Origin of the sequence: Acinetobacter sp. YH01003, assembly GCF_013420525.1 — a bacterium.
Classification (GTDB): domain Bacteria; phylum Pseudomonadota; class Gammaproteobacteria; order Pseudomonadales; family Moraxellaceae; genus Acinetobacter; species Acinetobacter towneri.
This window is the reverse complement of the sequence record NZ_VOXY01000004.1, coordinates 134,714-147,319: the sequence shown is the minus strand read 5'-3', so window position 1 is coordinate 147,319 and position 12,606 is coordinate 134,714. Positions and strand designations below refer to the sequence as shown.

Below are 12,606 nucleotides of genomic sequence, written 5' to 3'. Positions count from 1 at the left end.
TCTAGCAAGCAGATCACTTAATTCAAACGTATCGAGCGTGGTAAAGGAATTTGCATATCTTTAAAAAATTCAGGTTTTTGCATATACACCTGATACAAATAATTTTTTAGATCAAGCAATAACTTTTCAGGGGCAACCAATACATTCTGCCCTTCTGGGCTTAGATTCATCGAAATATTGGTGGCTTCCTGACGTAAAAATGGAATCACTTTTTCAATAAAATCTTTCAGTGAAATTTCTTCGACTTGATAATTGGCCCAATTGTCTTTAATTAACAGTTTTGCCAGACTTTTATTTTGCCACATTGCAAAAGCACGTTGCCCTGTAGGCGTGGCACAGAGCGCCCAGCCATCTTCATACAATGCAAAAACATGCCCCTGAGACACAATGGTCTCAATAAATTGCTTGTAAATATCTTGTGCATTATAAGTTTGCGTTGCTTGCTTAGATGCAGCTTTACGTTGATAAGGATTTCGCATAAGTCACGGATATTAGTATTATTATTAAATAAAAATTTTAGGCGAATTTATTGCAATACGCAAGTAATATAAGATAAAGGAGGATGAAAGGATATGGTGGGCGCTGACGGGATCGAACCGCCGACATTCTGCTTGTAAGGCAGACGCTCTACCAACTGAGCTAAGCGCCCTGAAGATTAAAAAATAACATCGTTATTTTTTATGATGCAAGACAAGCAAAGAACGTCGTCTTGAACTTTGAAATACATTTTTCACATCAGGGAATGAAAAATGGCGCAGCGGACGGGGCTCGAACCCGCGACCCCCGGCGTGACAGGCCGGTATTCTAACCAACTGAACTACCGCTGCAACGGTAATTGCGTAAGCAATTAAGGTCTTTTTTGTATGTATGCCAAGCATAAATACTAAAATATGGTGGGCGCTGACGGGATCGAACCGCCGACATTCTGCTTGTAAGGCAGACGCTCTACCAACTGAGCTAAGCGCCCTGATAAGATCAAAACAATATTTTGTTCTGATTTTGCAAAACTGTCAAACTTTGCATCATTTCAGTTTAAGTCTATCAGGCAACCTAAACTTTTCTTTTGAATGGCGCAGCGGACGGGGCTCGAACCCGCGACCCCCGGCGTGACAGGCCGGTATTCTAACCAACTGAACTACCGCTGCATCGCAAAAGAATCTGGTGGGCGCTGACGGGATCGAACCGCCGACATTCTGCTTGTAAGGCAGACGCTCTACCAACTGAGCTAAGCGCCCTCAAAAGCAATTTATGTAAATGGCGCAGCGGACGGGGCTCGAACCCGCGACCCCCGGCGTGACAGGCCGGTATTCTAACCAACTGAACTACCGCTGCACTTACACAAAGTCACTATTGTGGTACAAACAATGGTTAAAGAATCTTAAGTGGCGCAGCGGACGGGGCTCGAACCCGCGACCCCCGGCGTGACAGGCCGGTATTCTAACCAACTGAACTACCGCTGCACGTAAGAATCTATAACGTAAAGGCTTGGTGGGCGCTGACGGGATCGAACCGCCGACATTCTGCTTGTAAGGCAGACGCTCTACCAACTGAGCTAAGCGCCCTTAACGTCTTTATCGTTTGTGAGGTGCATTATAGAGAATCTTTACCGCCTGTCAAACGCTTTTCGGCTTGTTTTCAGTTTTTTGTGACTGAGTGATTAAAAAATAGGTGATCCGCTATAAAAACAAACAAATTCTGCAAGTTATTTTAGTTTTCAAGCAAAATTAATGTGCTTTTCAACTTGTTAGCGTTGCACTCTACCTGCTCAATGTATTGGTTTTTTATGTTGCGATGAATACAACTTTATTCAATTGACTCGCACCATCAACGCACCATCAACCAAGCAACCCTAAGCTATTTAAATCTAGCTTGTGTTCAGAAATATAAACCAAGGCTTTTTCTGGAATCAGTTCAAACAATTCTAAAATATCGTGGTTACGCATCCGAATACAGCCATGCGATGCAGGAATTCCCATCGGTTCTGTGTCTGGTGTGCCATGTATATAGATATAGCGCTGAAAAGTATCGCAGCCAATGCCTTGATTAAAACCTTCTTGCAAACCACTGAGCCATAAAATGCGGCTTAAAATCCAGTCCCGTTCAGGAAATTGTTCAGCTAAATCTAAATTGTAAATTTCACCTGTCGGTTGACGCGCAATAAATACTGCATTTTCAGGTTCATTTTCACCAAATTTTAAAGCGACTTCATGCCAGCCACGTGGTGTTTTACCACTATTTTCAGTTTCACCAATGCCATTCACACCACTCGAGATGACGTAGAGTTTCTGATGCTTCGGCAAATATAAAGTTTGCTCGGCTAAATCAATCAAAATATCTGCTTGTGTGTATAAAAAAGACATTGCGCTACCCTATTCTTCTTCTTTCGTGGGCGGCTGTGGTTCAGGACGTAACCACAACCAAATACACACCACCAACATGGTGGTATTGGTAAAAATTTTGACCGCAACGGGCGCAGTTGTGAACAGCATGATCACGGCACTAATACTCATCATGATCGTTGCAAACCATTTGGCTTTACGCGGTACAGTACCATTGGCGCGCCAATCTCTGAGTGTACTGCCATATTTAGGATGATTCAGTAACCAGTTGTCCATTTGCGGCCAACCGCGTGACGATGCCCAAGCTGCTAAAATCAAAAAAACTGTAGTAGGCATACCCGGCAACAATGCACCAATAAAGCCAAGGATGACAAAGATCACCACTAAACTTCGCCATAACAAGCTTTGCATACCACTGTCCTAAACTACGAATTGCGGTAGTATAAAGCGTTTTTTAATTTTCCGTTGTAATTCTGCATTTTTCAGCATGGATTCATAATGATTGAGTTGCATCAACCCGAGCTTCTGCCCGAAGTATGGCTGACCTACAAAACCCCGCTTATCCGTCAGTTGGCTTTTAGTGTGGCAAGTCCGAATATTTTATGTGCTGTGCCTGAGCAATTGCCCATTCAACATACTTTTGAATTCCATTCAGATACTTTTTGGCAACACCATTATCACGCTTATCAATCACGTTTAGCCTATTTAGATTCACATCCCGAAGCGGTGTACGATTTTTTAAATCAACTGAAAAGTACCCGTTTAGGCTTACGCTTTGAAATGTTGATGTGGTTTTGGCTGCGTGATCGTGACTATCATCCCTTCGAATTATTGGGGCACAGTATTCAAATTATTGATGGTGCTAAAACTGTGGGTGAACTGGATTTTTTACTGCACAACCATGACACGCAGCAGGTTGAACACTGGGAAGTCGCATTAAAATACTACTTAGCCGAAGCGGATTGCTCTTTGGCACACTGGTATGGTTTAAACCGCTCCGATACTTTAGCGCGTAAACTGAATCATTTTAGTCAAAAGCAATTTCAATTTAAACAAGCCTTGGATGTGCCGATTCAACGCCGTTTTGCTGTACTCAAAGGACAATTGTATTTCACCATACATCACTTGGCACAATCATCTACAACACTTGTGCCATACTGGGTTAATCGCGCTCGTCGTTTAGGTCTTTGGGGGAGTGATATTCCTGCACAAACAGAACAGTTTTATCGCCTGCAACGTCATGAATGGATTTGTCAAAATGCTCAAGCCAGTAGCCATCCTAATCAATGGTGGGGAGATGGCTTGTATTATCGGGCGGCACATTCACAATTTTATATGTATCGTGCTGCACCGCTGATTAGCTATCCACCATTAACACGCTGAATACCAGTTTCAACATTTTATTACGTAAGCACCATAAAAGTTGCCTATTTATTATTCTGTTTATTTCCTAAGCTAAAAAACACATCAAAATAATCTATCTAGAACATATTGGAGATGATCATGAAAAAAATTCTAGCGACTTCACTACTATTAGCCTTTGTTTTAACGGGTTGTAATACAATTAAAGGCGTGGGCGAAGACGTATCTTCTGCAGGTCATGCGGTGAGTAATACTGCTGAAAAAACCCAACAAGAAATTCGCAAATAATTCTGAGTATTTCAGGAATATCTTCACAAAAACCACAAAAAACCTTGTTCTCGGACAAGGTTTTTTCACGCTAAAATTTCACTTTTGTTGCATTATTCCCCTATTATTAGCACTTACTCTTGATAAACGTCTGAAACTCTCATGACCTCTTCTGCTACTCTGGATTTAAGCCTTCAGCTTTTACGCCAACCGTCTGTCACTCCTGTCGATCACAACTGTCAAAACCTCATGGCAGAACGCTTAGAAAAAATTGGATTTAAGATTGAATCTATGCGTTTTGACGATGTAGATAACCTCTGGGCGCGTAAAGGTACGGAAGCACCAGTCTTTTGCTTTGCAGGTCATACCGATGTTGTACCAACTGGCAATTTAGACGCATGGAATACCGATCCATTCGTACCTGAAATTCGTGATGGCAAACTTTATGGTCGTGGCAGTGCCGACATGAAAACCGCATTGGCAGCCATGGTGGTTGCCTCTGAACGCTTTGTCGCCAAACATCCTGATCACAAAGGCTCAATTGCCTTTTTGATCACTTCTGATGAAGAAGGCCCCTCTATTAACGGCACCGTCAAAGTCGTTGAAACTTTAGAAGCACGTCAGGAAAAAATGACTTGGTGTTTGGTAGGTGAACCTTCAAGTACCCATAAATTAGGCGATATTATTAAAAATGGGCGTCGCGGTTCGCTCAATGGTGTCTTGACTGTAAAAGGCAAACAAGGTCATGTGGCTTATCCACACTTGGCAATTAACCCGATTCATACCGCGTCTAAAGCGATTTCGGAACTGTGTGAAACGGTGTGGGATCATGGCAATGAATACTTCCCTGCCACCTCATTTCAAATTTCAAATATTCAAGCAGGAACAGGTGCGACCAATGTTGTCCCAGGTAACATGACGGTGACCTTTAACTTCCGTTATTCGACTGAAGTGACTGCAGATGAGCTAAAAGCACGTGTCTTGGAAATTTTAGATCGCCATCAAGTGGATTATGAAATCGAGTGGACGCTTTCAGGTTTGCCATTTTTAACCCCTGTGGGCGAATTGGTTAATGCTGCACGTCAAGCCATTCGCAATGTCACAGGTGTTGAAACAGAATTATCGACCAGTGGCGGTACATCTGATGGTCGCTTTATTGCGCCGACAGGTGCACAAGTGTTGGAGTTAGGCGTACTCAATGCCACCATTCACCAAATTAACGAGCATGTTGATGTGGCTGATTTAGAGCCATTGGCAGAAATTTATGAACAGATTTTGGAAGGATTACTAACTTAAATCCAATAAGATTAGTTGTATGAAGCAGAAAAGGAACTCTATTTGAGTTCCTTTTCTATTTTACAACGGAGAAAATTGCGTTTAAGCCGTCAAGTTTTCTTGAATGTATTGTAAATTTGGTACATGAAAGACCTGCTCACCCATACGGACATATTGGAATACCGCAGGATCAGTCGTGGTTTGTTGGTCATCATCCACTACTTCAGAAATACGCAAGCGCAGTGTTTTAGGCATTTCATTGCACATCAAAGCAAAACGCTGCTCCATTTCATCACCTTCAATGACCAGTGCCACGCCCATTTTTTTCTCTGGGTCATTGACTGCATAAACAGGCAATTGCGATTCGTGCCATTCCACAGTTTTAACTTGAGTGGCGTTATCCAGCGCTGACAACACAATATTTTGAGGTATCAGCATCGGTTGTTTACCATGACATTCAACAATATAAGCATCAATAAAACCGGTAGATACGGTAATTAAATGTTGCAGCTCTTGCTGACTGATTTGCCCGAGTAAATTTGGACTATTCGTCTGACTCATCGTTTACCCCTGACTGACTGCTAATAATTGTTCAATATTGGCAAGCAATTCTGCCTCTTGGAACGGTTTCCCCATGTAATGCGTCACACCTAAGCTAAACGCTCGTTCGCGGTGTTTTTCACCTGTACGTGACGTAATCATGATGATCGGCAGATTGCTATGCATGTCGTGGTGGCGCACAAGGTTAGTCACCTCAAAACCATCCATACGTGGCATTTCAATATCCAGTAACATCAAGTCAGGTTTGACGTTTTCAAGCTGCTCCATGGCATCGACACCATCTTTAGCAGTCACGATATCATAACCTTGACGCTCAAGCAGACGTGAAGTTACTTTACGTACGGTGACTGAGTCATCCACAATCATAATTAAGCGGCGTGTATCACGACGTTGGCTATCACGTTGATCGCTGGCTTGTTTAGTACGTTGCGTTGCAAGAATTTGACGGGCAATGTTCTGACCATCCAAAATCAAACAAACTTGACCATCACCCAAAATAGTTGCGCCTGCAATTGCACCAATGCTTGAGAACTGTTGTCCAATTGGTTTCACAACAATTTGACCACGCGAACCAATCAACTGATCGACTAGTAAAGCAATGGTTTGACCTGTGCTGCCTTTAATTAACAGAACAGGTAGTGAATGACCCACATGGCTTAAACGCGGTAATGGCTGATTGCCAACGAACTCAGATAAGTAACGTAACTTGTAGTTCTGGTTGTCAATTTGGAAGAAATCTTCATTGCTGTTGAAGTAAGATTCCAAAGTGGTTGGTGCAATACGTACAATACGGTCAATTTGCGCCAACGGTACAGCAAATTGTTGATCACCAACTTTAACCATTAAGGCATCGGATACCGCAACCGTCGTTGGTACACGAATACTAAAGGTTGTGCCTTGACCTAATGTTGAATCTACAGAAACGTGACCGCCGAGCGCCTTAATCTCACTTTGCACCACGTCTAAACCAACGCCACGACCTGAAATTTGTGTAACCGATTGTGCTGTTGTAAAGCCTGGGTGGAAAATGTATTGCAGAATTTCGTTTTTATCTAAATTCTGATCGGCTTTGATTAAACCTAAGCTCAATGCTTTTTCTTTAATCTTGGCATCATCAATACCCTTACCATCATCCACAAAAGTCACCACAACATCTGTGCCTTGACGGGTAATGTTCAGTTCAATTTTACCAACTTCAGGTTTATTGGCTGCAGCACGTTGTGCAGGGTCTTCAATCCCATGGTCGACCGCGTTGCGCAGCATGTGTTCAAACGGTGTCACCAAACGCTCTAGAATGGTACGGTCTAATTCACCTTCAGTGTTATAAACCACCAGTTCTGTCGGACGGTTTAAGGTCGATGAAGTCTGACGCACAATACGTTGTAAACGTGGCAATAAACGTGAGAATGGTACAAGGCGTGTACGCATCAAGCTTTCTTGAATTTCAGCCTGAATACGTGATTGTTGTAATAACAAACCTTCGGCATCACGAATTTTTTCAGCCAAGGTGCTCTTAAAGTCCACCAAGTCCGATGCAGATTCCGCCAGAGATTTAGACAACTGATTCAACGATGAATATTGGTCCATCTCTAATGGGTCAAAGTCTGCATAACGTGAGTTTTCAGAACCATGCTTGGCAATAATTTGCGATTCCAGCTCGCCTTCCATTCGACGTAACTGATCGGCAAGACGTTTAATCGCCAATTCCATCTCATTCAACGTACCGCCTAGTTGCCCAAGCTCCATTTCAATACGTGAACGGTTAATCGAGTTCTCGCCTGACAAGTCAATCATCTTCTCGACTAAATCGGCAGAGATACGAATCATCTCATTGCTATTATCCAGCTGTGTGGTTTCGCCCCACTCACCCGACATTGCAGGTGGCTCTGTACCATCACCCTGAACAAACTCATAACTACGGCTTGGCGATAACAAGTCGGTATGCGTTAAACGCTCGGGCAATTGCGCAGATACATCTACAAACTGCATCGCCGACAAGCTAGATTTTAAGCTGTCATAATTGCTGTAATCTGCTTTGAAAATTGCATCACGCAACCATGCCAACGTGGTTTGCAACAAGGCATCATAAACATTTGAGTTAAATTGATGCACTGCAAACTGTTCAAAGGCACTTTCAAGTTGATAGGCGATTTGCGCAACAGACTCAATTTCAGCCATACGTGCACCGCCTTTTAAGCTGTGCGCCGCACGTTGTAATTGAAGCAAGATACTACGGTCACTACGCTGCTCAAACCATTGTTTCAAGCGCTGATCTGCAGCATCCAAAATTTCTTCCGCTTCTTCTCTGAAAGTCTCAACCACAATTGAATGTAATTGCTCATCTTCAGATTCAGCACTTGCTTCAAGACTTACAGTTTCTGTGATCGGCTCAAATGCCGCAGCAGCAGCGTCTTCAAAATGTGCATCATCAGCAATAACTGCGTCATCTTCAGCTAAATCTGCAGTTGTATCTTGCAACGCTTCTACCGCCAACTCAGGCTGTGCATCAACCTCTTCTACTGCCTCAATAGTCTGTTCAGGCTGCGCTGCGGTTGTCGCACTTGCAACTGACACATCTGCATCGCCTTGTGCCAAGCTAACAATGTTGCCTAAAATTGCAATCGACTCTGGCGCAGCATAGTCCACACGCTCATCACGAATGGTCTGAATACGGTCTGCAATATCATCTTGCACCAAACGAATAATTTGAATTAACGCAGGTGAAACAACAATTTGGTTGTTAATGATACGCTCGTAAATCGACTCAAGGTTGTGTGCAATTAAACCAATATGCGTCGCAGAAATCATATTTGCACCACCTTTTAAAGTGTGCAAATAACGCATTAAGTTATTTAACGCCGAAGTATCGCTGGCGTCTTTTGACCAAGTATTGACATCTTCATCCATACCCACCAAAAGCTCTTCTGCTTCTTCCAAGAAGATATCCAGCAAGTCAGGATCGAAGTCTTTGTTGGCATCATCGGCATGCATGTTTTGTTGATCTGATGCAATACGTTGTGACAATTGCGCCAAATTCACTGTGCCCGAATTTTCGCTAGCAACTGCAGCAGGCACAGCTTCAGGTTCTGCAACAACTGTTGTTTCTACAGCATTGTCGCTCACTGATGTTTCAGCATCTTCAAGTGCAATTGCATCAATGTCTTGCTGCACAAATGCAGTTAAGTCATTTAAGGTTTTCTGAATGTCTTCTGTAACCGTAACACGCTGTCCCGCAGCCAAGGTATCGAATAAATGAATAAACTCTTGGTGCGCCTGTGCAAATAACTCATAACCATATTCAGAGTTAAGCAAGATTGGCTTGGCTAAAACACTGTCGTAAGCGGCTTTAAGTTCTTCAGTAAATTGATGGATACCCACAGACGCACGGTTATCGGTATGCTCTACCAATAATTGTGCTTGTGCGCTGAGTTCTTCTAAATAGCTTGGGAATTGCGCTTGCGCCAATTTATCAAATTCAAATTCGGCATCAAGTAAACGATCAATATTCAGTTCGATTAGCTTCGATACTAAACCTTGAGGATTAGAGTCTTCTGTATCGCTGGTGCTAAAGCCGTAGCTATCCCATGCTTTATTAAAAGTTGCATAGATTACATCTAAACCATCACAGTGACCTTGACGAAGTACATGCAGATAATCCCGGACAAATTCTGCATATTGCACCAACAGCGCAGTTTCTTTTGATGTAGATTCAATTTCATCTTGTACAAACGTTTTAAACAAGTTTTCAACTTTAGAACTGGCTTGAAAAACTTGATCAATTTGCGCCATAGACGAACTGCCGCGCAGTGTATGTAAAGCACGGATTAAGCCATTATAGTCTTGTGAGTGAATCTGATCTTGCGCCAAGAACTGATCAATGGTCGCTAAATGCTCTTCAGCTTCTTCTACAAAAATAGCCAGAGTTTCAGCCAATAGACTCGCATCAGCAGCCGCTTCTTGTGCAACTTCTGTCTGTGGCATTTCTTCAGCAGTCATTACATCTTCTGATGATTCAACTGCAGCATCCGCCAATTCTAGTCCTGTCGGCATATCAGTTGCAGTCAGTTGATCCGCAAGAACTAGCAACTCTTCCAATGCAGGTTCAGGACTTTGGTTTTGCTGTAATTGTTGTCCTAAAAGCACCAATGGGCGTAAATCAAGATCAATTAAACCGACTTGCTTAAAAATTGGATAAAGCTTGTATTGATAAATATTTAAAACAGTTTTTACGTATTTTTGAATATCAGTATTGAGTGTTACCGTACCCGAAAGCACACGGTTTAAAGTATCTTCAACCGTCCATGCCAACTCGCCCGCAGACTTCGCACCCACCATGCGACCCGAGCCTTTTAAAGTGTGAAAGTGACGACGAATAGTTACTAAAGTTTCTTGATCTGTTGGGTTCGCAAACCAAGTTGTAAATAATGGATTTAATTCTTCGAAGATTTCTTCAATTTCTTCGACAAAAATTTCAAGAATTTCCGCATCTTGCTCAAGATAACTATCTTCAGGAAGCGTCATTGTTTCGACTAAATTTTTTAATATTTCTTTCATAGCTAAGGCTTCTTACGTTTTCAGCACCAAAAGGCACTTCAACTTAATTGTAACCATCCTGAATGCCCCTAACCCAAAAGTTAAGTTCATCTTTGCGATGCTTTATCTCTGAATGATGGTGTACCCATAACTGTGTATAGGTACACCTTTCCCCAAGCTGGAATCCCGCTTATTCAGGTAGTTTAAAGTCAGTTACAGATTCACGTAATGATTCTGCCATGTTGGCCAACTCAGATACCGAACGTGCAGTATCGAAAGTTGCACTGGTCGTTTGCGAGGTAATTTCCTGTACAACGTTCATCGTGGTTGCAATGTGACCTGCAGAAGCAGACTGAAGTTTTGCAGCATCCGAAATGTTAGAAATCAATTTCGCAAGGTTGGTCGATACCGTTTGAATCTCATCCAGTGCAACACCCGCATCCTTAGATAAGTTCGCACCACGTACAACTTCCGATGTGGTTTGTTCCATCGAAATTACGGCTTCGTTGGTATCGGTCTGAATGGTTTTAACCAGTGTTTCAATCTGCTTGGTTGCAGATGCTGAACGTTCCGCTAGACGCTGTACCTCGTCGGCTACGACTGCGAAACCACGACCTGCTTCACCCGCCATAGACGCCTGAATTGCTGCGTTTAATGCCAAGATGTTAGTTTGGTCGGCAATATCGTTAATCAAGGCAACGATGTTACCAATCTCTTGTGAAGATTCACCCAAACGCTTAATACGTTTAGAGGTTTCTTGAATCTGCTCACGAATGATATCCATACCTTCAATTGAACGGTTTACAACGTCTGCACCATTCGATGCAATATGTACTGAACGTTCTGCTACCGCTGCTGATTCTTCAGCGTTGGCAGATACTTGGTCAATCGACATTGCCATTTCGTTAATTGCGGCAGATGCACCTGCAATTTCTTGCGCCTGATGCTCAGATGCTTCAGCAAGCTGGTTGGTAATGTTCTGTGTGGTTGCCGTATATTGTGCAACTTCGTGCGATGTTTCGTGAATACGCGATACAAGGTCACGTAATTGGTCAATTGCGAAGTTAATCGAGTCGGCAATGGCACCCGTGAAGTCTTCCGATACTGTTGCGTATGAACGTAAGTCACCATCCGCAAGGTCGGCAATCTCATCAAGTAAACGTAAAATCGCGTTCTGGTTACGGTCATATTCATCTTGTAGACGAACCACGCGAGTTTTATCGGCTTCACCACGTAAGTTCAAGAGTTTGAATACACAGAATAAGAACGCAAGTAATGCTGCAATTAAGCCAATTGCAGGAATTGCAATAGACCAACCTGAACCGCTAGACAATTTATTTAAATTGGTTAAAAGCTTATCTGACTGATCAAAAATAGAAGATGATGCCTGACGTACTTTTACAATTTGTGTTGAGTTACTTAAAACCGTTGCAGCAGCAGATTTCAATACATCTTCATATTCTGCTTGAATACCTTCTAATGAACTACGTAAATCTTCTTGAGTAATACGTTGTACACCAAGTTCCGCACTACCATTTAACTGTGCTGCCAAGTAAGCACCAAACGTTTCGGTATCGGCACTAAAGTCATCTGCAGATTCACGTGAACTGTCTGTACCTGTTAATACAGAACTGATTGAACGTAAAATACGTTCTGCAATGAATACTTGGTTCTTTGCAATAACCACCTGGCTACTTGGCATGTCTTGACGTGCCATTTGGTCAACCATCAAGTTATATTCAGCCTGAATACCCGGAATGGTTTCACCAATTGCAATGTTGGTGTCATAGAGTTGGTTAATGATTTTTTGTTGCGAAGCAATCAAATCAATATTTTCAGAAACCGATTTCCACTGTGTTTCCACTTCACGCAGTGTATCTGTGCTGGCATGAATATCCTTCACTGTTTCTAAGTGAGCAGCAAAGGCTTTTTGTGAATCTGTTAAGTTTTTAATAGATTCAGGCGTACCTGATGCAGTCGCTTCGGTTGCTTGACGTGAAATGGTTTGTGACAACAGACGTAAATCACCCAAACTACGGGTAAAATCGTTATTACGCGGCACGCTATAAAAAAGGTATAACAACAGGAAAAGCGATAAGATGATACAAAAAGCTGCGCCTAAAATAAGTGGCTTAGATTTTTCTGTTTCGCCAAATACACTCGCAAACTCTTCTGTTCGCGCCTGTAATTTTGCAAAAAAACCTGGACCACTTGCTTTACGGACGGTTTCTTCGCCTGAATTTTTCTTTTTAAGTTTAAAGCCCATGCA

At 42.5% G+C, this 12,606-nt stretch carries 9 protein-coding genes and 8 tRNA genes; 3 read left to right on the top strand and 14 right to left on the bottom strand.

Annotation, left to right across the window (positions count from 1 at the left end; all coding sequences use genetic code 11):
• Positions 1-17 precede the first annotated feature (17 nt).
• The 11 genes from FTT70_RS06150 to FTT70_RS06100 all read right to left on the bottom strand — a co-directional run bounded on the left by FTT70_RS06150 (position 18) and on the right by FTT70_RS06100 (position 2,750).
• Positions 18-479: a DUF2750 domain-containing protein gene (locus tag FTT70_RS06150; RefSeq protein ID WP_004977378.1), complete on the bottom strand. Its 462-nt coding sequence runs from the start codon at positions 477-479 to the stop codon at positions 18-20.
• 94 nt (positions 480-573) lie between these two features.
• Positions 574-649 (bottom strand) — tRNA-Val (locus FTT70_RS06145).
• 101 nt (positions 650-750) lie between these two features.
• Positions 751-827, bottom strand: a tRNA-Asp gene (locus FTT70_RS06140).
• Positions 828-891: 64 nt separating this feature from the next.
• Positions 892-967 (bottom strand) — tRNA-Val (locus FTT70_RS06135).
• 101 nt (positions 968-1,068) lie between these two features.
• Positions 1,069-1,145, bottom strand: a tRNA-Asp gene (locus tag FTT70_RS06130).
• 14 nt (positions 1,146-1,159) lie between these two features.
• Positions 1,160-1,235: transfer RNA gene (locus FTT70_RS06125), tRNA-Val, on the bottom strand.
• A 20-nt stretch (positions 1,236-1,255) separates the two neighbouring features.
• Positions 1,256-1,332: transfer RNA gene (locus tag FTT70_RS06120), tRNA-Asp, on the bottom strand.
• 51 nt (positions 1,333-1,383) lie between these two features.
• Positions 1,384-1,460 (bottom strand) — tRNA-Asp (locus FTT70_RS06115).
• A 26-nt stretch (positions 1,461-1,486) separates the two neighbouring features.
• Positions 1,487-1,562: transfer RNA gene (locus FTT70_RS06110), tRNA-Val, on the bottom strand.
• 273 nt (positions 1,563-1,835) lie between these two features.
• Positions 1,836-2,360, bottom strand: coding sequence for a cell wall-recycling L,D-carboxypeptidase ElsL (elsL, locus tag FTT70_RS06105; RefSeq protein WP_131261501.1), 525 nt, complete (start codon positions 2,358-2,360; stop codon positions 1,836-1,838).
• Positions 2,361-2,369: 9 nt separating this feature from the next.
• Positions 2,370-2,750, bottom strand: coding sequence for a YbaN family protein (locus FTT70_RS06100; RefSeq protein WP_004968265.1), 381 nt, complete (start codon positions 2,748-2,750; stop codon positions 2,370-2,372).
• Positions 2,751-2,837: 87 nt separating this feature from the next.
• Here FTT70_RS06100 and FTT70_RS06095 point away from each other — a divergent pair, with 87 nt between their 5' ends.
• The 3 genes from FTT70_RS06095 to dapE all read left to right on the top strand — a co-directional run bounded on the left by FTT70_RS06095 (position 2,838) and on the right by dapE (position 5,264).
• Entirely contained in the window at positions 2,838-3,722 is an 885-nt protein-coding gene (locus tag FTT70_RS06095; protein ID WP_180168406.1) for a DUF1853 family protein, read from the top strand.
• A gap of 120 nt (positions 3,723-3,842) precedes the next feature.
• Positions 3,843-3,989 (top strand): entericidin A/B family lipoprotein, encoded by a 147-nt coding sequence (locus FTT70_RS06090; protein ID WP_096901466.1) that lies wholly within the window; start codon positions 3,843-3,845, stop codon positions 3,987-3,989.
• A gap of 141 nt (positions 3,990-4,130) precedes the next feature.
• On the top strand, positions 4,131-5,264 hold the full coding sequence (dapE, locus tag FTT70_RS06085) for a succinyl-diaminopimelate desuccinylase (protein ID WP_004968259.1): 1,134 nt from the start codon (positions 4,131-4,133) through the stop codon (positions 5,262-5,264).
• 81 nt (positions 5,265-5,345) lie between these two features.
• On the opposite strand, the gene FTT70_RS06080 is transcribed toward dapE, so the two are convergent.
• From FTT70_RS06080 to FTT70_RS06070, 3 genes are all read right to left on the bottom strand, one after another.
• On the bottom strand, positions 5,346-5,804 hold the full coding sequence (locus FTT70_RS06080) for a hypothetical protein (RefSeq protein ID WP_167846162.1): 459 nt from the start codon (positions 5,802-5,804) through the stop codon (positions 5,346-5,348).
• A gap of 3 nt (positions 5,805-5,807) precedes the next feature.
• Positions 5,808-10,358 carry an Hpt domain-containing protein gene (locus FTT70_RS06075; protein WP_180168405.1) on the bottom strand — a complete coding sequence of 1,517 codons (4,551 nt, stop codon included), beginning with the start codon at positions 10,356-10,358 and terminating at the stop codon, positions 5,808-5,810.
• 169 nt (positions 10,359-10,527) lie between these two features.
• Entirely contained in the window at positions 10,528-12,603 is a 2,076-nt protein-coding gene (locus tag FTT70_RS06070) for a methyl-accepting chemotaxis protein (RefSeq protein ID WP_180095796.1), read from the bottom strand.
• Positions 12,604-12,606 lie beyond the last annotated feature (3 nt).